Origin of the sequence: Chitinophaga caseinilytica (assembly GCF_038396765.1) — a bacterium.
Classification (GTDB): Bacteria; Bacteroidota; Bacteroidia; order Chitinophagales; family Chitinophagaceae; genus Chitinophaga; species Chitinophaga caseinilytica.
The window spans coordinates 1,392,836-1,416,187 of the sequence record NZ_CP150096.1 but is presented as its reverse complement, the minus strand read 5'-3'; the positions used below and the strand labels follow the sequence as shown (position 1 = coordinate 1,416,187).

At 58.0% G+C, this 23,352-nt stretch carries 6 protein-coding genes; 3 read left to right on the top strand and 3 right to left on the bottom strand.

The features are described 5' to 3' along the window. Positions 1-62: 62 nt before the first annotated feature. Positions 63-1,073, bottom strand: a complete 1,011-nt coding sequence (locus WJU22_RS06045; RefSeq protein WP_341842360.1) for a PorP/SprF family type IX secretion system membrane protein — start codon at positions 1,071-1,073, stop codon at positions 63-65. A 96-nt stretch (positions 1,074-1,169) separates the two neighbouring features. After that, entirely contained in the window at positions 1,170-16,967 is a 15,798-nt protein-coding gene (locus WJU22_RS06040; RefSeq protein ID WP_341842359.1) for a gliding motility-associated C-terminal domain-containing protein, read from the bottom strand. Positions 16,968-17,677: 710 nt separating this feature from the next. On the opposite strand from WJU22_RS06040, the gene WJU22_RS06035 reads away from it, so the two are divergent. The 3 genes from WJU22_RS06035 to WJU22_RS06025 are packed head-to-tail and all read left to right on the top strand — an operon-like array spanning position 17,678 to position 21,710. Further along, positions 17,678-20,248, top strand: a complete 2,571-nt coding sequence (locus WJU22_RS06035; RefSeq protein ID WP_341842358.1) for a hypothetical protein — start codon at positions 17,678-17,680, stop codon at positions 20,246-20,248. A gap of 47 nt (positions 20,249-20,295) precedes the next feature. Beyond that, entirely contained in the window at positions 20,296-21,204 is a 909-nt protein-coding gene (locus WJU22_RS06030) for a transglutaminase domain-containing protein (protein WP_341842357.1), read from the top strand. A gap of 32 nt (positions 21,205-21,236) precedes the next feature. Further along, positions 21,237-21,710 (top strand): DNA starvation/stationary phase protection protein, encoded by a 474-nt coding sequence (locus tag WJU22_RS06025; RefSeq protein WP_341842356.1) that lies wholly within the window; start codon positions 21,237-21,239, stop codon positions 21,708-21,710. Between the two features lie 78 nt (positions 21,711-21,788). On the opposite strand, the gene WJU22_RS06020 is transcribed toward WJU22_RS06025, so the two are convergent. Further along, complete coding sequence (locus WJU22_RS06020) at positions 21,789-23,249, bottom strand: OmpA family protein (protein WP_341842355.1); 1,461 nt, start codon at positions 23,247-23,249, stop codon at positions 21,789-21,791. Between the last annotated feature and the right edge of the window lie 103 nt (positions 23,250-23,352).

Sequence of the window (23,352 nt, the reverse complement as noted above, 5' to 3'; positions counted from 1 at the left end):
AAAATACATATGAGTGTAAATCTTTTCATAATGCTCATTTGTGGTGATTGACCGACCGGGTATTATAACCTGGGGCAGATGAAATATTCCGGTTGAAGGATGCGGCGTTTCCGGCCGATGAACGACAGCGATACTTCGAATGCGTTGCTGCCGCTGGCGAGCTTGCGGAGGTTAGACGCGTTGGCATCGTAGCTGAGGCCGAGCGTGAAGTTTTTGTAATGGAACCCTGCGAAAGGGATCACCGCATCTTTCAAGCGATAGTTAGCCCCGATGAGCAGGTCGAAATCGAGGTTAACGCGGACCTGGGAATATACACCCACAACGGTTTCTTCCGCGTTGCCCTGGCGCATGTACAGCGCGTGGGGCGTGAGGCCGATCATTTCAGACACTTTGATGCGGGAGCCGCCATGCACGGTGTAGCGGATGGGCAACGATTTCGTTTCGTCGTTTTCCGCCACGAAGGGGTCTTGCGGCTGGGTAAGGTGTGCACCGGCAATGCCTATGAAGGGATTGAATTTGTGGTTGGGATTGCCGTCGAACAGCAACAGGCCCACGTTTGCGTCGAACACTGTAGACGAAGTGGCCCGCAGCGATTCGCCGGTGGGGATGTTCGGATCGAAGCCGCTCACCGGGTTGTACTGGCTGCCCATCTGGAATTTGGACTGATCGATCCGCCGGCTGATCACACCCGCCTGAACGCCCGCCACGAGTTGCGTGGTTTGGTTCCGGCCCATTTTTACACCGCTGTACGAAACGGTAGCCATGGCGTTGAAGTAATTAAATCCCGCGGAGCCGGCTTTCATGTTGAGGGCGGTGATGCCCAGGCCGAGGTTCTTGCCGGTGGGCGCGTCGAATGAAACACCGCCGGTGGAGAACGGGTCCCCGAAGTTCGACCACTGGTTGCGATAGTTCCCGGTCAGCCGCCAATCGCCATCGATCACGCCCGCCATGGCCGGGTTGAGGAACAGCGGATACGCGTAATACTGGGAAAAGTGAGGGTCTACCTGCGCTTTGGCTGTTTGCTGCAAACATCCGCATACAGCGAGCAATGCCACAAAAATTTTATTCTTCATAGGAACGTGTTTTTCGTTTTTGATAGCCGGAACGAAGCTTTCGACTTCGTTCCGGCAGTTTGATGTTTTTTGCTTTGCCTATGTTTTTTGGAAATACTATCTCACGATAGTGATGGTTCCACGTTTATTCACGACCGTACCGTCTTGCAGCACTGCGCGGAGCACGTAGTTGTATACGCCTACCGGCTGTTTCCTGCCGCTCATGGTGCCGTCCCATCCGCGTCCGCGGTCTTTCGACTCGAACACTAGTTGTCCCCACTGGTTGTACACCCTGAATTCCATCTGGCGGATGGTGGTGCCATACACGTAGAGGATATCGTTGGTGCCATCGTTGTTCGGCGTAAACGCGTTCGGAACGAATACGAGGTTACCGGCCGGGTTATCGGTGCTGCCACCGCCCTGGAACCATGCGCTGTTCTGACATTCGCTGGCCCCTACCGACATTACCTGGAGGGTAACGGTCTGGTTCGGTTGCAGGCCTGTCACGGTATGCGTGGTGCCCAGGAGGCCGGAGCTCGGCTGCGTGAAGGTGGCGCCACCATCGGTCGATACTCTGTAACCCAGTGCCCCTGCGATCGCATTCCAGCTGAAGGTTACCGAAGTAGCCGTTTTGTTGGAGATGGAAACCGTCGGTGCCGGAAGCACTGCGTATACGTTGATGGTAACCGGCGTGCGGGTTGCGCTTACACATCCGCTGGCGTTGCTGGCCGCTACATAGTAAGTGGTAGCTGCTGTGAGCGCCGGGGTCGTGAACACCGCTCCGGTGAAGATCGGTGTGCCGCCTGTTGCGGAAGTGAACCAGGTGAAGGTAGTGCCTGCCTGTGTTGAGGTAGCCCTGATGTCGACCGTGCTGTCGGGGCAGATGGTATTGGCGTCTGCCGTTACCACCGGTACCACCGGTATGCCGCCCACTTCAGCCCTTGCAGTGGCTCTGCCTGCACTGGTGCAGGAACCGCCGACTACCGCTTCAACATACACCGTGAGGCTGCTGGTGAGCGCGCCCGTGGTATAGCTGGCCATGGTGCCCGATTGCAGGAGGGTTCCGCCGGTTGCGGCGTCGTACCACCTGTAGGTCACGTTGGCCACAGGGTTCTGGATCGTGAAGGTCGCGGTTGCACCGGAACAGATGTTCACCGTGCCGCCGTTTGCCAGTACCGGTACAGACGGTGCGTCTGCCGGGATGAAGATCACCTGGGCGCGGCCATTGCTGGCGCAGCTGCCGCCCAACAGGCTCGCTTCAACGTATACCGTATCTTTTGCCGTCAGGCCTGCAGGCGTGGTGTAGCTGGCCCCTGTGAAGAGGAGGTTGCCGCCGCTCGGTGCATCGTACCAGCGATACTGGTAGTCGGTGCGGGCGTTCCTTACCCTTCCGGTTGCCCTGTCGCCACGGCATACTATTACTTCACCTTCCACAGCCAGCGGTACATCAGGACCGGCGGTCACTGTTACGTTCACGCTGGTGCGCATGCTGCTGGCGCAATTGCCTGCGTTCACCGCTTCTACATAGAAGATGTCGTTTGCGGTCAGTGCCGGTGTGGTGAAGGATGTGCCCGTTCCCAGGAGGGTGCCGCCGGTTGCGGCGTCGTACCACCTGTAGGTCAGTGAGGCCTGTGGGTTCGTTACATTGATGATGGTCGTATTGCCTACGCAAACCGTTTTCGCAGTAGCGTCTACCGTTACCACTGGCGGAGCCGGTGAGATGGTTACGGTTACGGCTGCTCTCGTTGCGCTGGCGCAGGTGCCGTTATCGGATTCTACGTAGAACGATGTAGTGGCTGTGATGCCCGTCGGCGCATACGTGCTGCCGGTGAACAGGAGCGATCCGCCGTTAGCTGCATCGTACCACCTGTAGGTAATACCTGCCTGCGGAGATTGTACGCTCAGACTGATCGGAGCGCCTGCGCACACATTCGTGTTACCCACGATCACCGGTACTGCAGGCCCTGCGGCTGCGATCAGGATCACCTGGGCGCGGTTGCCGCTCGCGCAGCTGCTGGCGTTCACTGCTTCTACATAGATGGTATCGCGTACGGTGAGCGGGGTGGCCGCTGCGTAGGTTGCGCCGGTGAACAGCAGGGTGCCGCCGCTCGGTGCATCATACCATTTGTAGGTCAGGCCCGCCTGCGGATTGCTCACGCTTGCGTTCGGACGGTTGCCTGCGCAAACCGTTACCGTGCCGGCGGTCACCGTCGGGGTGCCCGGGGCCGGAGATACCGTGATCGTCACGCTCGTGCGGGAGCTGCTGGCGCAATTGCCTGCGTTCACCGCTTCCACATAGAAGATAGCGTTTGCGGTCAGTGCCGGTGTGGTGAAGGATGTACCCGTTCCCAGGAGGGTTCCGCCGGTTGCGGCATCGTACCACCTGTAGGTCAGTGCGGCCTGCGGGTTCGTTACGTTCAGTATGGCGGTGCTGCCTGCGCAAACTGTTTTCGCTGCAGCGTCTACCGTTACCACTGGCGGAGCCGGTGAGATGGTTACGGTTACGGCGGCTCTCGTTGCGCTGGCGCAGGTGCCGTTATCGGATTCTACATAGAAAGAAGTGGTGGCCGTGATGCCCGTTGGTGCATACGTGCTGCCGGTGAACAGGAGCGATCCGCCGTTGGCGGCATCGTACCACCTGTAGGTAATACCTGCCTGCGGAGATTGTACGCTCAGGCTGATCGGAGCGCCTGCACATACATTCGTATTACCCACGATCACCGGTACTGCAGGCCCTGCGGATGCGATCAGGATCACCTGGGCGCGGTTGGTGCTCGCGCAGCTGCTGGTGTTCACTGCTTCCACATAAATGGTATCGCGCATCGTGAGCGGGGTTGCAGACGTATAGTTTGCGCCGGTGAACAGCAGGGTGCCGCCGCTCGGAGCATCGTACCAGCGATAGGTAATACCCGCAACAGGATTGCTCACGCTCGCGTTCGGACGGTTGCCTGCGCAAACCGTTACCGTGCCGGCGGTTACCGTCGGGGTAGCCGGAGCGGGAGATACCGTTACCGTCACCTGCGTGCGGTTGTTGCTGGCGCAATTGCTGGTGTTCACGGCTTCCACATAGAAGCTGGTGTTACCGGTCAGCACCGGGGTAGTGAAGGAGGTGCCGGATCCCAGGAGGGTTCCGCCGTTGGCGGCGCTGAACCACCTGTAGGTCAGGTTGGCCTGCGGGTTCGTTACATTGAGCACGGCCGTGCTGCCTGCGCATGCGGTTTTCGCCGTTGCGTCTACCGTTACCGAGCCCGGTACGGGGTTCACCGTGATGGCTACCACCGTTCTGCTCGTGCTGGCGCAGGTACCGTTGTTCGCTTCCACATAGAAGGATGTGGATGCGCTGATGGCGTTCACCGTGAAGCTGGTGCCCGTAGCCAGCGGCGTGCCGCCGTTTGCGGTGCTGTACCAGCTGTACGTGATACCGGCCTGCGGCGTCTGGATGCTGAGGCGAACCGTATCGCCGGCGCATACCGTGGTCCCGCCAACCACAACCGGTTGGGCAGGTGCCGCCGTGGCGATGAGGATCACCTGGGCGCGGTTACCGCTGGCGCAATCGCCTGCGTTCACTGCTTCCACATAGATGGTATCGCGCATCGTGAGCGGAGCGGCCGTTGTATAACTGTTGCCGGTAAACAGCAGGGTACCACCGATCGGTGCATCGTACCAGCGGTAGGTAATACCTGCCACAGGGTTGCTGACGCTCGCCGTAGGCCTGTTGCCTGCGCACACCGTTACTTCACCGTTGGTGACGGTCGGCGTTCCGGGACGCGGTGTCACGGTAACGCTTACCTGCGTGCGGCTGGCGCTTACGCAATTACTGCTGTTCACAGCCTGTACATAGAAGTTTCTATTTGCATTGAGCACCGGCGTGATGAAGGATGCGCCCGTTCCTACCAGGTTTCCGCCGGTTGCGGCGTCGTACCACCTGTAGGTCAGGTTGGCCTGCGGGTTCATCACTTTCAGGGTGGCGGAGGTGCCTACGCAGATGGATTTGGAAGCTGCATCTACCGTTACTACCGGCGGAGCAGGGTTCACGGTTACCAGCACCGCGGTTCTGCTGGTGCTTACGCAGCCGCCTGTATTGAGGGCTTCCGCGTAATAGGTTACGTTGGATGTAACACCTGTGGCGGTGAAGGTGCTGCCTGTTCCCAGGAGGTTACCGCCCGCGGGGGCGTTGAACCACCTGTAGGTCACACCCGCAGCCGGGTTCTGGATCGAAAGACGGATCGTATCGCCCGGGCAGATCGACGTGCTGCCTGCCACTACCGGCGCAACCGGGTTGGCGGCAACGGCGATGGTAACCCTTGTGAGGGCAGCGCTACCGCATCCGGAAGCGTTCACCGCCTGCACGTAGAAGGAATCGGCTGCATTCACCGGACCGATCGGGAAGTTGGCGCCTGTAGACAGGAGCGTGCCGCCCGGTTGATCGTACCAGTTATAGGTAATGCCTGCGGTGGGGTTCAATACGCGGAGCGTATCCCTTCCACCCAAACAAACAGACAAGCTGGTAGCCTGTACCGTCGGGGCCGTCGGCAGTGCGTTAACCGTCACATGCGCTTTGGCCCTTGCAGAACTGGTGCATCCGCCGATGCCAACGGCATCCACGAAGTAGGAAATCGTATCGGTGATCGCCGGGGTATTGAATACGGGGCCGGTGAAGATCGGCGCACCACCCGACGGAGCCGCATACCACCTGTATGTGATGCCGGCCTGCGGGTTGCGAACGCTTACCGTGGCTGTCTTACCAAGACATACCGCGGTAGTAGCGTTGGTCACAACCGGTGTCGCCGGAGCCTGGTTCACATTCACAGTGGCCGCTACACGACCGCCCGCGTTCGGGCAACCGCCTGCGGAGCGGACTGCTTCCACATAGTAAATGGTCGTGTTGGTCAGCGCCGGTGTCACGAAGCTGTTGCCCGTGAAGATCGGCGTGCCGCCGGATATTACATTGTACCAGCGGTACACCACACCAGCTACAGGGTTCTGTACGCTGAGCGTACCCGTTGCGCCGGTGCAGATGGAGATGCTGTCGGCTACCAGTACCGGGGCCGGCGGCAGCGTGGCCACCGTTACGGTTACGGGTACTCGGGTAGCAGTTCCGCAGGTACCGTTGTATGCTTCCGCATAATAAGTCGTATTCGCAGTGAGGTTCGGCGTAGTGAACACACTGTCGAGGCTGAGCGCCGTGCCGCCGGATGCTGCAGCGAACCAGCGGATCGTATGGGCCGGGTTAGCCGGACGGGCCTTCAGCACGGCGTTATTGCCGATGCAGATGGTCGTGTCTCCGGCGATGATGGCCGGAGCCGGCGGAACAGGCAATACATTCACCGTGGCCTGTGTGCGGATCGGGTTGGCGCAAGCCGTAGATGCGCGATAGGCTTCCGCATAGTAGGTAGTGGTCGTATTCAGCACAGGTGTGTTGAACACTTTACCCACGAATACCGGCGTACCGCCCGTTGCCTGGGTGTACCAGCGAACGGTCGCACTGTCGGATGCAGTAGCGGTCAGTGTAGTGCTGGTACCGGCGCAGATCGTCACGTTGTTGGTGGCGATGGTCGGTGAAGCGAGCACCCTGTTCGCATAGTACACGTTCACATTCATCAGCGCGCCCACCAGGCTGCGGACCCGGATTTGCACACTGGTGTACGGAGCACCCGGGCTGAAGAGCACCACCTGCTGGTTGGCTCCGCCCAGTACTTCAACACGCAGCAGCGCGCTGTTCAGCGCTTTGGTGTCGCCGTTCGACGTTGCACCGTTAAACGAAGTGATCTCGATCCTGCCCAGCGCCGTGGCATCGAGCAAGCCGCCCGGGGTGGCGAAACGCAGTTTCACCGTATCGCCTGCGGCGGCGAGGCCCGGGAAGTTCAGGTTATAGGTAACATCGCCAGCCACACCTACCGGTATGGAGATATTGGCGAAGTTGGTCGTATCGTTGTCTACCGCGTTATCAGGGTTGTTCACCGCGCAGAGCAGGCAAACCCCGTTGATGGTGGACGTTGCCGCATTGGCGAAGTCGCAGCCCGGGTTGAAGTCGCGGTTCACGTTGATCGTAACCGCCGTTCTGTTCGCGCTCGCGCAACCGCCAGCCGTTACGGCTTCCACATAGTAAACCGTCGTATTCGCAAGTTGCGGTGTGGTGAAGGATGTACCCGTAAAGAACGCCGTACCGCCGGATGCCTGTGTATACCAGCGATAGGTATGCGCAGGGTTCGGGGTGGTGATGCTCAGGATCGCGGTTTGACCGTAGTTGATCATGCCGCCTGCCGGAACGATGGTCACCGCCGGCGATGCAGGCAATGCTTCGGCCGTTACGGTTACCGTACGCGGCGTTGCGCTGGTGCACTGGCCGCTCACGGCTACCACATAATAAGTAGTGTTCGCGCCGAGCGCCGGGGTCGTGAATACGGCACCTGTGAACACGAGGTTCGTGAGGCCGGCATCACTGTACCATTTGAAGTCAACACCAGGTGTGGTGCTGGTAGCGGTCAGCACTGCAGGTGAACCTACGCAGACAGAAGCATTGCCCGGAGTAACGTCTGGCACAGCCGGGCGTTCGCTCACGTTCACCTGAACGGCCGTTCTCGTTGCGCTGGCGCAACCGCCGGCAGATACCGCTTCCACATAGTAAGATACGGAACTGTCGAGCGCGGCCGTGATGTAAGTGGCTCCCGTAAACACCGGCGTACCGCCGCTTTGCTGGGTATACCATCTGAAGGTAGCCCCTGCAGGCGCAGTTGCCCTCAGCGTGGCCGAAGTGCCCGCACAGGTCGCAACCGTTGCATTTTCCACGGTCGGCGCTGCAGGCGTGGTGCCCACCGTTACGGTAGCAGATACCCTGCCGCCCGCGTTCGGACAACCACCTGTTGAGCGGATGGCTTCCACATAATAAATCGTGGTGCCGTTCAGTGCAGGCGTGATGAAGGTAGCACCCTCAAACACCGGCGTACCGCCCGTGAGTGTCGTATACCAGCGATACACGACGCCAGCTGCCGGTGCGGTTACACGCAGCGTTGCGTTGGCGCCGGCGCAGATACCCACGCTGTCTGCTTCCAGGACAGGCGCCGGCGGAGCCGTGCTTACCGTCACTGTTACAGACGTGCGGGTCGCGGAGCCGCAGGTACCGTTGTATGCTTCTACATAATAAGTAGTATTGGCCGAAAGGGCAGGTGTGGTGAACACACTGTCCAGGCTCAGCGGCGCACCGCCGGATGCCGCAGCGAACCAGCGAATGGTGAGCGACGGGTCAGACGGACGAGCTTTCAGGATCGCGTTGTTGCCCGCGCAGATCGTGGTATCGCCTGCGATGATGGCAGGAGACGGCGGGATCTGCAGTACGTTCACCGTAAACGCCGTACGTGCCGGGTTCGGGCAATTCGTAGATGCGCGGAAGCTTTCAGCATAGTAAGTGGTCGTAGCGTTGAGCGCCGGTGTGGTGAACACCTTGCCGGTGAACACCGGCGTGCCACCCGTTGCCTGGGTATACCAGCGTACCGTTGCACTGTCGGACGCAACTGCCGTCAGCACCGTTGTGCTGCCCGCGCAGATGGTGCTGTCGCTGGCCGTGATGGTCGGCGCAGCCAGTACCCTGTTCGCATAATAAACATTTACGTTCATCAGCGCGCCTACCAGGCTGCGAACCCTCAGCTGGATGCGGTTGTACGCACCGGTCGGCCTGAAGAGCACTACCTGCTGGTTGGCACCGCCCAACAGTTCTACACGCAGCAGCGCACTGTTCAGCGCCCTGGTGTCGTTGTTGGATGTGTTGCCGTTGAACGAAGTGATTTCGATGCGGCCAAGCGCGGTAGCGTCCAGCAGACCGCTGGGGGTTGCGAAACGCAGTTTCACAGTATCGCCGGCTGCTGCGAGCGACGGGAAGTTGAGGTTATACGTTACATCGCCGGCCACACCTACAGGGATGGAGATATTGGCGAAGTTGGTCGTATCGTTGTCTACCGCGTTGTCAGGATTATTCACAGCGCACAACAGGCAAACGCCGTTGATGCTGGAAGTAGCCTGGTTGGCGAAGTCGCAACCCGGGTTGAAGTCGCGGTTCACGTTCACCGTCACCGCCGTGCGCGTGCTGCTGGCGCATCCGCCGGCAGACACCGTTTCTGCATAGAACGTGGTAGCGTTCGTGAGTTGCGGCGTGGTGAAGGAATTGCCTGTATGGACAGGGCTTCCGCCGGTGGGTTGCAGGTACCAGTTATAAGTGGCGCCTGCCTGAGGTGTGGAGATGGTCAGCGTTGCGGTTTGACCGTATTCCACCATACCGGAAGCCGGGTTGATGGAAACGATCGGCGCAGCCGGCGGAGCTCCCACCAGTACGTTCACCGTACGGGCGGTGGTGCTCACACATTGACCGCTGGCGGCCACTACGTAATAGGTTGTATTGGATGTGATCGCAGGGGTATTGAATACCGGCCCGGTGAATACCAGGTTGGTAAGGCCCGCGTCGCTATACCATTTGAAGTCGACACCCGCCGTTGTAGATGTGGCGGTGAGGGTTGCATTGCCACCCACGCAAACCGCGGCACTCGCCGGCGTAACATCGGGTACTGCCGGGCGCTCGGTCACGTTCACCTGAACGGCCGTTCTCGCTGCGCTGGCGCATCCACCGGCAGAAACACCTTCCACATAATAGATCACCGAGCTGTCGAGCACCGGCGTGGTGAAGTTGGCACCGGTGAATACCGATGTACCGCCCGTGGCCGTTGTATACCAGTTGAAGGTAGCGCCTGCAGGAGCGGTAGCGCGAAGCGTTGCCGTAGTTCCCTCGCAGGTAGTCACCGTCGTGCTTTCCACGGTCGGCGCGGCCGGTGCTGCACCCATCTTCACGAATGCTTTCGTTCTAACGGGGTTCGCGCAATTGGTGGAGGTTTTCACCGCTTCCACATAGAACACCGAATCCACCGAAACAGGCCCGGTCGTAAACGAAGTGCCCGTTGCGATCGGCGTACCGCCCGCAGGTGTCGTATACCAGCGGAACAGGGTATTCGGTTTCGGCGCCACGTTGAACGTAGCCGTACCGCCGGCGCAGGTTGTCACCGTATCAGGTGTTACATCCGGCACCGCGATGAGGCGTTGCGCATAATGTATGTTCAGCGCGGAGATCAGTGTGGCCACGCCGGAATTGAGGCGAACTTCCACACGGTCGAACACCGCGTTGGGCTTGAAGGCGATAATTGCCTGGGTATTGCCGGCGAGGAGCCGCAGGTTAACCAGGCTGTTGTTGATCGCCACGCGATCGTTGTTGAAAGTAGTACCGTTATAGGTAGCCACCTGCGTTCCACCCAACAGTGCCACATCCGCCAGCGATGACGGGAAGGATATGAGGATGCGAACGCTGTCGCCCGCGTCGCTGGACGACGGGAAGATGAGCGTCTGTTGTGCGTAAGCACCAAGCAATCCTGCAACAACATGCAGCGACGAAGCGGAGGTCGTACTGGCGTCTACCGCCGCACCCTGGTTATCTACGAAGCATCCGATACAGATGCCGTTCACGCTGCTCACCTGTGTAGTAGCTACATCGCAGGGTACATCCGGGTTCGTGATGGTCACGTTGGCTACGACCGCTACACGCTGGGCGCTCGCGCAACCCGTTGCGTTCGTTGCTTCCACATAATAAGTGGTGGTTGATTGCAGCGCGGGCGTTGTGAAGCTGGGGCCCGTAAATACTGCCGTACCGCCAACGGGTACGTCGTACCATTTGTAAGTCAGCGCCGGGTTCGGGCTGTTCACCGTGAAGGTAGCCGTGCTGCCCTGCGGGATGGTCACGGAATTGGCGGTCACCGTTACTTCCGCCAGGCCTACCTGTACAACTACCGGCACCCTCGTTTCGCTCGGGCAATTGGTAGTGCCGGATACCGCTTCGGCGTAGTATACCGTATTGGCGCTGATGGCCGGGGTAACGAACGATGCGCCCGTTGCCAGCGGCGTTCCGCCTGTAGCCGTGCTGTACCAGCGCACGGTATTGCCCGCGGGCACAGTGGCGTTCAGGGTTGCGGTCTGACCGGTGCAGACGTTCACCGTATCGGCGGCGATCGTCGGACGGGCGGTTATTTGTTGAACGTAGAATACATTGATTTCATTCAGCGCGGAAACCACACCCGTAAGCCTGATTTCCACGTTGTCGAATGCAGCTGTGGGAACGAAAGATATCACACTGCGCGTGCCACCGTTCAGCAGCTGCAGGTTCAGCAGGCCACTGTTCAGGGTTTTCACATCTGCCGCGTTTTCAGTGGTACCGATCCGCGGACGGACAGTTGTACCCGCAAGCAGGTTCAGATCGAGCAGGCCCGTGGTGGAGCCCACCACTACACGCAACGAGTCGCCGGGCGTGCTAACGGTCGGGAAGGAGATCCGCTGGTAAACGGAACCGCCCAGCAAGCCTACCGGCAAGTGCAGCGACGAAGCCGTTTCAGGGTTCGCATCCACCGCCAGTGCCGCATCATCTACACCGCACAACAGGCAAAGGCCTACGGTGCCGGTAGCAGTGGAAGTAGCGCCACGGCCGCAAGACAGGTCAGGACTGGCCGGGCCAACCGTTACCGTGACGGGAACGCTGGTACGGATGAAACTGGTGAGGCCATCCGGCGTAGCCGCCTGAACATAATAGGTTTTATCCTTCAGCAGCGTGGGCGTGGTGAAGGTAGCCGTTGTTGCCACGGGAACGCCGCCGGTCGGGGTTTCGTACCAACTGAACGTTGCGCCCGGGAACCGGATCGAAGCATTGAAAGTTTGGGTATTACCGAATGGAACCGTAGCCTTCGGCGGAGCAACCGTTACGGGAACGAACGCCGCCGCTTCATATACGTTCAGGCTGCCGAGCGCGGCCACCACACCGTTCAGGTCTACCCGAACGCCATCGAAGCCCGTGGTAGCCGGAATCACCACTTTGAATTTGGCCACATCGCCGGTTACGTCCAGCCCCAGCAATTGGAGGTCTGCGACATCCGCATCGAGCGTAATGGGATTACCGTTCGGCGTGTTGCCGCTATAGGTTTCCACCCTGATGCCGGAAAGCAACTGAGCATTCACCAACTGGTTGGGCACGCCCAGGAACAACGCGATGCTGTCGCCCGCCTGGTAAGTACCCGGGAATTTGATCAATTGACCTACACTACCGAGTGCGCCCACCGTCATCGTGATCTGCGATGCCGTGGTCGTATCCTGGTCTACCGCACGGTTGGGGTTCGAAACGCCGCAACCCAGGCAAATACCGCCGATCAGCGGGCTCTGCTGCAGGTCGCCGTACGTCCACAACGGGCCGGGGCCGCCGTTCACGGTCACCGTGGCAGCCGTGCGCGAGAAGCTCCGCTTGCCGTCTGCCGGCGTGAAGGCTTCCGCGAAATATTGTTTCGTTCTCGTAAGGGTCGGAGTAGTAAATGCCGCGGCATTGCCAACCGCCGTGCCGCCTTTCGGTTCCGTGAACCAGGAATAGGTAGCGCCTGGTGCGCGAACGCTGGCGGTCATCGTTGCGGTGGCGCCGGATGCGATTACCGGTGCCGGCGGCGTGATGGTCAGCGGCATGAAGGCAACCGCTTCGTATACGCGCAGCCCGTTCAGGCCGGCCAGTACGGCGGTTGTTCCGATGCTCACACCATCGAAGTTCGCTCCTACCGGGAACGTCACGCGGAATTTCCCCGTGCTGCCTACACCGAGGCCCAGGGGCTCCAATCTTACAAGACTGTTGTCCAGCGCAATCACGTCTCCGTTCGGAACATTATTCAGATAGGTCTGCGCGGTGAGGCCACCTAACGCAGAAAGACTAAACAGCTGATCGGGCAGCTCCAGGAACAGCGCGATGCTATCGCCAGCCTGGTAAACGCCGGGGAAGTGGATCACCTGCGAAATGCTGCCAAGCGCGCCCAGGGGCATGCTGAGGAGGGAAGACGTGGTCGTGTCTTCGTCCACCGCTTTCGCGGGATCGGTAATGCTGCAACCTACGCACACACCGCCGATCACAGGCCCTGCCTGCTGGTCGCCGTACGTCCACAGCGGACCGGGGCCACCGCCCACGTTCACCGTAGCCATTGTGCGCACGAAGCTCTTCTTGCCATCCGGTGTACTGGCTTCCGCCCAGTAGAACGTCTGGCGGGTAAGATTAGGTGTATTGAAGCTGGCGCCCGTTCCTACCGGCGAGCCGCCGGTGGGTGTGGTGTACCAGTTCACCGTGGCGTTGCCCAGGCGAATGGTAGCGCCAATAGTAGCAGAAGTATTCAGCGGAACGGTTTGTACAGAAGGTGCAACCGTCAGCGGCACCATGGCCGTGGCTTCGAAGACCTGCAGATTGCTGAGGCCGCCTACTACCGGGGCCAGCGAAATCTGTACGGCATCGAAGTCTGCTCCTGCAGGCAATGTCACCCTGAACTTGCCAGTAGGCCCTACAGGAATGCCCAGTACCTGCGCATTGGCCAGCGCTGTGCTAAACGCCGCCGCGTCGTTGTTGGAAGTGGGTCCGTTGAAAGTTTCTATCCGGATGCTGTTCAGCAGGTTCAGGGAAAGCAGCTGACCGGCAGGAATCCCAAGGTCGAGGATGATGCTGTCGCCCGGATGATAATTCCCGGGGAAGCGGATCAACTGACCGGCATTGGAAAGCACGCCCAGCGGGATCGTGATCGTGGAAGCGGTGGTCGTGTCTTCGTCTACCGCCAGCCCGGGATTATTGACGGCGCAGCCGAGGCAGATACCGCTCAATACAGGACTGGTTTCATTATCGCCATAAGACCAGAGCGGCCCGTCGGCGCCGCCAACCCTCACAGGAACGGCCGTCCGCACATAGCTGGTAACGCCGCCTGCAGTTGCTTCTACATAATAAGTGGTGCTGCGGGTCAGGTTCGGCGAGTTGAACGTAGCGCCCGTTCCCACCGGCGAGCCGCCCGTAGGTGCGGTGTACCAGTTGAACGTAGCCCCTGCAGGACGAACCGTTGCACTGAGGCTCGCACTCGTTCCATACGGCACCACGGCCGGGTTCGGGGTTACGGACACGGGTATCATGGCCACGGCTTCATATATGCGGAGGGTAGCCAGTTCGGCGAGTACCGCGTTCAGGTTTACCTGTACCGCGTCGAACGAAGTAGTTACCGGCATGCTGACACGGAACTTCGGCGTTCCGCCCAGCCCGATTCCCAGTGCCTGCACATGAATGAGGTCTGTTCCGAGATTCATGGCCGGCCCTGCCGTAGCTGCGCCCAGGTAAGGTTGCAGGGTGATATTGGTGAGGATCGATTTGGTGTAGAGTACGCCGGGCAGCTCCAGGTCGAGAATGATGCTGTCTCCCGACTGGTAGATACCGGGGAATTTGATGAGTTGGCCCACGGTGCTGGCAACGCCTACCGGCGAAGACAGCGTGCTGAAAGTGGTGGGATTGCCGTCTACCGCGTTACCGGGGTCGGATACGGAGCAGAGCAGGCAAACGCCGCCAAGTTTCGGGCTTTCTTCTTCAAAACCGTACGACCACAGCGGGCCCGCGCCGCCGCCGAGGTTCACCGTGGCGAGGGTACGGGTAAAGCTCTTCTTGCCGTCTGGCGTAGCGGCTTCCACATAATAACGCGCTTTTGCCGTGAGGTTAGGCGTGTTGAAAGTGGCGCCCGTAAACACCGGAGAACCGCCGGTGGGCGTGGTGTACCAGTTGAAAGTGGCGGTAGCCAGGCGGTTCGCGGCAGTGATGGTGGCGGATGTTCCGTAGGGAACGGTCTGAATGGCCGGGTTCACCGCCACGGGAATGGTAGCCGTAGCTTCATACACCTGCAGGTTCGCCAGGCCGCCGATGAGCGGGGCCAGCGAAATCTGAACCGCATCGAAATCGGTATTCACCGGCAGGCTGACCCGGAACTTGCCGGTGGGGCCCACCCCGATACCGAGCGCGAATGCGTTCGCAAGGCTGGTATTGAAAGCTGCCGCATCGTTATTGGCGGTGCTGCCGTTGAATGTTTCTACCCTGATGCCGCTCAGCAGTTGCAGCGAAAGCAACTGCCCGGCGGGGATGCCCAGGTCGAGGATGATGCTGTCTCCCGCATGGTAATTACCCGGGAAACGGATCAGCTGGCCTGCATTGGAAAGTACGCCTGCGGCGATGTTGATGGTAGACGCGGTCGTAGTGTCCTGGTCAACCGCCAGTTGCGGATTGGTAACGGAGCAACCCACGCAAACGCCGCTGAGGACGGGGCTCGTTTCCGTATCCCCGTACGTCCAGAGTGGGCCGTCGGTGCCGCCGACCCTTACGGGCACTGCGGTGCGGGTGTAGCTGGTGATGCCGTTGGCAACCGCTTCCACATAGTAGGTGGTGCTGCGGGTGAGGTTCGGGGTGTTGAAAGTGGCGCTGGTGCTCACTGGGGAGCCGCCGGTGGGCGTGGTGTACCAGTTGAACGTGGCGCCGGCGGGGCGGACCGTGGCGGCGAGGCTGGCCGAAGTTCCGTAGGGAACGACGGGGGCCGCGGGGCTCACGGCCACAGGGATCATGGCTACTGCTTCATATACGCGGAGGGTGGCAAGTTCTGCCAGTACTGCGTTGAGGTTTACCTGCACACCATCGAAGGAGGCGGATGCAGGAACGCTCACGCGGAATTTGGGGGTACCTCCCAGCCCGACGCCCAGTGCCTGAACATGGATCAGATCTGTGCCGAGGCTGATGGAAGGCCCTGCGGCGGCGGCGCCGAGGTAGGGCTGGAGGGAAATATTGGTGAGGATGGATTTCGTGTAAAGAACGCCGGGCAGCTCCAGGTCGAGGATGATACTATCTCCCGACTGGTAAATCCCCGGGAATTTGATCAGCTGGCCAACCGTGCTGGCCACGCCTACGGGCGAGGAGATGGTGCTGAAGGTAGCGGGGTCTGCGTCGATCGCGTTACCGGGATTGGTGACCGAGCAAAGCGCGCAGATGCCGCCGAGCTTGGGGCTTTCCTGCTGGTCGCCGTAGCTCCAGAGCAGTCCGGGCCCGCCGCCGACGTCTACGGTGACGCCGGTACGAAGTATGCTGGTGAGGCCATCGGCGGTGGTGGTGGCTTCTACATAGTAATCATGGACGCCGCGGGTGAGGACCGGTGCGTAGGTAGCGCCGGTATTCAGCAGGGTGCCGCCGGTGGGCGCGTCGTACCAACGGAAGGTAGCGGCGCCGAGGCGGTGGGAGGCCGTCATGGTAGCGGCCTGGCCTGCGGGACTGATGATCGGATCAGCCGCGGGGGCTATCGTTACAGGCACCACGGCGGCGGCCTGGAAGAGTTGCATGTCGTACGAAAGGCTGATGAGCCCGCCGAAGGTGATGGCCACCTGGTCGAACTGGCTGGTGATGGGGATCACGGCCCTTCTTTTACCGGTGGATCCAACGCCGAGCAGTTGTACGTTGAGGGCGGAGCCGAGGCGGACGTCCTGTTTGGCGGTGTTGCCGCTGCCGAGGAACGTGCGTACGCGAACGTTGTTCAGCACCGAAGCGTCTACCAAACCGGTGGTGGTCAGCGCGAAGTCGACCACGAGGCTGTCGCCCGCTTCATAGGTGCCGGGGAACACGATCCGCTGGCCCATTTCTGCGATGAGCCCTACCTCCATATTATATAATGCGGCGGTGTTGGGATCGTTATCGATCGCGAAGTTGGGGTCAGAGATCGAGCAACCGATACAGAGTAGCGGGTTGAGGATGTTGGACGCCGTAGTACCGCGGGAGTAGATGGGCCCGGCGGCGAAGAAACTACGTATAGACATCACATTTAGCCAGGACAGCCTGGCATCGTCATGCAACATCGGGGATCTCCCGTACCAGTTTTCGGGTAGGGGCGACGGGGCTTTCTCCGGGTACCACCAATATTGTTTATATGCTGCAGGGGATGCAGCGCGCGCGTTTCCGTTCCATCCGAGCACCAGGGCTGCGGACAGCACGAGGAAGAAGCGCCATAAGCAATTCGGAGTAACATTACAACTCATACGACAATGGTTTGGGTTTATATTATGCTTGTGTTGATCTTTCGAACACGTCGGGAAGGAACTACTGTTTTTGGTTGGAAGCAGGGTTTCCCGGTCAAACGACTCTGGCTGCAGAGGCAATGATGAAAAAGGAGAATGACTGTCTGCATCAAAAAGGTTCAGGATTACAAAGCCGCGCTATACAGTTTTTGATAGGATGCATTCTTCGGTTTAATATCATGGATTCTCGAAGCGATTTAACGATGCTAAATTAACTGGCGGAGATGCGAAATCGATAGGCCATTCTTATTCATTCCAATGCATAACAACCGTTCCGTTCATTATTAGAAATCCTGTTCATTTTGTTCATTTTTTATTATTCTGAACAAAAGCAGTTCATACTTTGTATCGCGGGTTATTCATGGAACTTGTCACCTCGAGGTCAAATCGAAATATTTATAGATCAACCGTTCATCCTTTCTGTTCATTTTATGCTCTCTGTTAATAAAATAGTTAGGAACACAGATTATTAAAAAAATTTCCGCAGGGGTTAGTATATTATATTGACATGATTATCAGATAATTATAAACAACTTATCTCTATGCATACATCTGTTCATTTTGTTCATTTGTTAAAAACCGAAATCCAAACGTTCATTCCTTTACGTATTTATTCATTTCAATCAGGATCCCGGCATACCATAATCCTAATCCATTAATTGTACGCCCTTATGATCGATCTGTCCTACGACTTCATTATTACCTTACAGTCGGAAGTATTGCGGCAATTCGGCGTCGAGAATCTGCAACCCAATCAATGCAAGCATCTCACGCAGGCTATTATGAACCACACAGGAAAACTGGTTAGTGAAACTACCCTCAAAAGGGTATTCGGTTTCGCCGTCACACAACACAGTTTTTCCCGCTACACCCTCAACACGCTCGCGCAATATTGCCGCTTCCGTGATTGGGAAGATTTTCAAAACCATTTCTACAAAAAGCAATTCGATCACCCCGCAGGTCAGGATGCATCGAAATGGGACGACGTTCGCCGCAAAGCATCCGCCGTTTCCCACTACACGATCCTCACCCTCCGCAACCGCTGCGGCCTCCCGTTCGATAACACCATCTCCCGCGGCTATTGCCTCCAGCATATCGAGAAATTCCTCGAATCCAAATACGCCGCCACCGTACTCATCGCGCCCGCCGGCTGGGGAAAATCCACATCCCTCGTGCACGCCGCGGAACATTACTGGTTCGGCAGAGCACCCGCCTGCCCGCAAGACATCTGCTGGTTCATCAACGCCCACGCCGCAGGCAGCCTCCTCCTCAAAGGATTCTCCCTTTCCTCCTGGCTCGATAACCAACTGAACCTCGGCCACGGCGACAACTTCCGCGAATACTTCACCAAGCACGCGGATGAAAGGTCTGGCCGGCTCGTCCTCATCATCGACGGGTTCGACGAGATCGCCATGAGCGCAGACAAACTCAAACTCCTTTATAATAAACTGGAAGATTTCGTTTATTCCAACGAGCTCCACCCCTGGGTAAAAGTGATCCTCTCTATCCGCTCCAGCACCTGGGGCGAGGTCTTCCACCAGTCGCACCAGTACCCCGCCTTCCGCAAATACTGGTACCTCGGCACGGAAATGGACGAAGAAACCAACACCAATATCCCGCCGCTGACAGACACGGAGCTCAAATCCGTATTATATAACTTCGATTTCGACCCGGCCACCGTCCGCCTCTTTTCCGACAGCTTTCTCCAGAAGCTCCGCCATCCTTACTATCTCCAGCTTTTCTGCCAGCTGAGCAACACGCCCGACCATTCATTCGTCGACGAAAACCTCAGCCTGTTCGAAATCATATCCCGGTTCATCCAGAACCGCGTCTTCAATTCACCGGCCAACACTTTCAAAATGCAGCTCATCGAAAAACTGCTGAAGCTGCTCGATATGGGAAGGGCCGGTTTGTATACCGACAAAAGCGGTCTCCTCAACCAGAACGCCGATTACTTCCCGGCGTACAAGGAGCTGTTGGCAGACAATATATTAGTGGAGGAAAACCTCAGCCAGGAGATCATGTTCAACGTGAAAGTCCGTTTCGCGCATAACTTCCTGCTGGAGTACTTCACGGCCATGCATTACGTGAACCTGCACGGCCAGAACGTTTCCGCACCTTTACTTGAAGTTGTCCTGGCCGATTTCCCGCAGAGCCCGTTCCGCATTGCCGTATTCAAATGGCTGTTGCGCTACGCGATCACCCGTGGGCAGGCAGACGGCATCCGGGATTTCTTCCGCCTGCCGCTGGCCACTTCCGAAAAAGCGCACCTGCTGGAGTACGTCGTTTTGCATTACCAGCAGGAAGGCACGCACCAGGAGCAACTGTCCAACATTTTCCCGCCGGGATATTTCCGGAAAAACCCGTTCGGGCAGTTCATTTCCGACGATTTCATGCATTTCAAGAAAAGGAAGGTGCTCAATACGCTGCTGAGCATGGCCGAATCGGCAGACGACAGGCTGAAGATCCGGTGCAACCTGTTCGTGATGGCGCTGATGCAGCTGGATGCGGAGCAATGCGAAATCGAGCTGACCAACATCCGCAAGCTTTGTGCGGGCGAGCCCGCGGCAGAAATGTGGATCACCCCTTACGCCGCGTTCCTTTTCATCTACGAATACCTGAAATTCGGGCAGATCGACGAAGAGATGAAAGACAAAATCTATCATTACGCGTCGTGCTGGAACTTCGGCAAACAGAAACCCCTTTCCACCGGCGAAGAAGCGGTATACCGGGCGCTCTGTTTCATTTTCCTCCTCCTGGGCGACTACCATCAGCTGCTGCTGTTCACCAGCCGGCTGTTCGAACAGCACCCCAGTATCCTTTTCAACCGGACAGACCCATTCCGCCTCATGATGCTCTGCTGGAAAGCCCAGGCGCACATCCATACCGGCGACGTGGATTCGGCGAGAAGGCTGAGCTGCCATGTAGACAGTGTCCTGAAACATTATCCTGCCGAATTTTACAACGGCAAGCATATCGAAACGCTGCAGAAAATCATCGCCGCGCAAATCCACCTGCACGACCAGGAGTTCAACAAAGCCATCCGCGCAGCGGAATCCGCCATGGATACGGCCCAGAAACTCGATTTCAAGATCTTCGCACTGCTGAATTACAGCATCCTCGACCGGATTTACCATCAACTCCAGATGGACAAACAGAAAAAGGACGCACAGCAAAAAATGATCGTCATCCGCCAGAGCACCACTTTTATCCAGACCCTGCCCGGGCTCGTGGAACATTAAGCGGTTTACCGGTGGAATTGGCATAATTTTGCGGTGTATAATCGGCAATGCCCATCGATCAGAGCAAATACACGACATTTCAGCATTTTTTGCTGAACCTGCTGAGCCTGTTGACCGTCCTGCCCCTGGCCCCCTATCTCAACCGGTTCATGCCGGTGATCCAGGTGGGCGCGTGGCACATCGACCTGTTCGTGTCCATACTGATCGCGTTCCTCTTTACCCGGCTGCTGTTGTGGATCTTCCGCCCGCTCATCATCCCCGCCTTCGTGCTGGTGGCCGGTGCCCTGATCGTTAACCAGTTTACGGGGAAATATACTTTCCAAAATGTGGTGAACGATTACCAGGGCATGGTTCAGGGGAACTGGGGCACCAAAGACAGTAAGCAGCTGGACATCCTCAGCTTCTACCCCCGGAAAGTGGAAACCTACGTCGATAAGACCGTTCGCGGCATCCGGGAGAAAGTCAATTACAACGACTCCCTCGTCCGCAACTTTTCCGTTAAACATTCCGTGGATTATTATGACGAATACTTCCCCAAGTATGGCCGTATCGTCAGATATCTTTCTCTTTACAGATATATCCGGGAGAATTTCAAGTATGTGAACGATTCCCAGCGCGACGAATACTTCGCCACGGCCAGGGAAACGATCCAGAACGGGATGGGTGGCGATTGTGATGACCACAGCATCCTCATGATGTCTTGCATGGAATCTATCGGCGCGCGGATGCGCATCGTGCTCATCCGGGGGCATGCCTATCCGGAGCTGTATTGTGGTAACAAAGACGATTTCGAAACGATGAAACAGGCAATTATCCTGCTTTTCAACAATCCGCCCGTTAAAGAGTTATATTATCATGAAATGAACGGCGAGTACTGGATCAATATGGACTATACCGCACGAAACCCCGGCGGGCGCTACCTCAACAACAAAGTGTACGCCCTCATAGAGTTGTAACCATTATTTCATATTAAAAAATATTATTAATCATGAAAGCAAACATCGGCATCGGAGAAAACCACCTGAAGGCAGTGGCAGAAAGATTACAGGTTTTACTGGCAGACGAGCAGGTACTTTATACGAAAACCCGCAATTACCATTGGAACGTAGTCGGCGATAACTTCATGGAAATGCACGGTTTCTACGAAAACCAGTACAACGAGCTGGCTGAAATCATCGACGAAGTGGCGGAACGCATCCGCATGATCGGCCATTACAGCACCGGCCGCCTCGTAGATTTCCTGAAACTGACCAACCTCCTGGAACCGGAATACACCAACGTTCAATCCGAACAGATCAAAAATCTGCTGGACGATCACGAGACCATCATCCGCGGCCTCCGCGAAATGATCACCGAGTTCGCCGACAAGCAGAAAGACCTCGGCACCAGCGATTTCGTGACCGGCCTGTTGCGCCAGCATGAAAAAATGGCATGGATGCTCCGTTCTTACATCACCAAGTAGCGCATCAATCGTCATATTGAGCAGAAAAGCCGGTCAACCTGTGTTGCCGGCTTTCTTTTTTATGCTTGCTTGCCTGGGTTATTGCCTGTAAATGATGATCTCTACCCGCCGGTTGCGCCGCCGCCCTTCCGGCGTATCGTTGGGGAATGCGGGCCGGTGCTCGCCTTCGCCGCTGACGGCGAGGATGAAATCGCCCAGGCCTTTCCCGCGCAGGTAATCCGCCAGCGATGCTGCCCGCCGTTGGGAAAGGAGCAGGTTGTAATCGTCGGCCCCTGCGTTGTCTGTATGGCCCACCAGTTGCAGCGTGACGCCCGGGCTCCGGGGGATTTTGGCCACCAGGGAATCCAGGGTGCGGAAGAGCGCGGGGTTCAGCTCGTGGCGGTCGAATTTGAAAAGAATGTCGGGGATGACAAGCGTATCCGGCGGCGGGGCGATCTTCACCGTTTCGATGACCGGTGGCGGCGGGGGTTGGGCGGAAGGATCGGCCACACAAAACTCGATCGCCACGTAATTGTTCCGCGCGCGGCCGGTGGGCGAGTTGAAATCGAACCGGGGGATGGCCGAGTCGAGGACGATGAGCTTGATATCGTCGCTACTGAACCCGAAATCTTTCACGAGCACCTGGCGAACGGTTTCCGCCTGCTGCGCGGATGTTTGTTTATCGAATTTTTTGGTAGCGAAGTCGAAATGCACCCCGGTGATGAACACACGCCGGCCCCCGTGGGGCTCGTACCGCAGGATCATGGAATCAACGCGGGCGGCCGACCGGGGATAGCGTTCCCGCCCGGTGGCGGTGAAGATCTCCGGCCCGGGGATGTCGATGTCTACGCAGCCGGGCCTGATGAGGGGGACCACGGGGTTTATGGATGAGATGGCCTGGCCGGGGAGCGTGTGGCGGTGGAACCGCCGGCCCAGGGAATCTTCTACCGCGGAGGCTTCCGGGCACAGGGGGCTCCCATCCACCGGAACCAGTTCCAGCCAATCGATGAAAACGGATTCAGGCCCTTCGAGCCGCCGGGAAGGCAGCAGTTCCATCCGGCCCATGAGCAGATGCGTATAATCGTCCGCAGCCTCGAATTCCATCTCCATCCTGTAGAAATTTTTCTCCAGCTCCTTCACCACCTGTTCTTTCCGGAAAGTAACGGTGGGCTTCAGATCGGTGAGCGCGCGGCCCTGTTCGCGGAAAACGTAATCTTTCGACAGATAAAAATCCAGTTCCGGCTGGAGCTTTCCCGTGGCGCCCACGATGCCGGACAGGCGATAGCGCTGGCCTTTCCGGAGCGGGCACAGCAAGCGCGTTTGGGCATAGTTCCGTTCTTCCCGCGTATCGCCGGCCAATAACACAATGTATTGATGACCCGCTTTGTTACGGTAAGTATGATAGTTGAATAAGAGCTTACTGGCGGGCGAAACGCTTTCCCAGGCTACCGGGGCGCAGGGGGCGCGGTATTCCGTACAGATATTGATGATTTCGAAACTGGGGTTGGCCAACAGGTTCTGGGCCCTGGTTGCTGCAGGCAGCAGCAGGGCGGCAATCATAAGGCGGAACAGTGTCGGCGGTCGCATTTTCGCGTACATGGGCACCCTTTTAACTGAAAATCACGATAATTATTATCTCCCCCGGAAAGATATGACACAAATA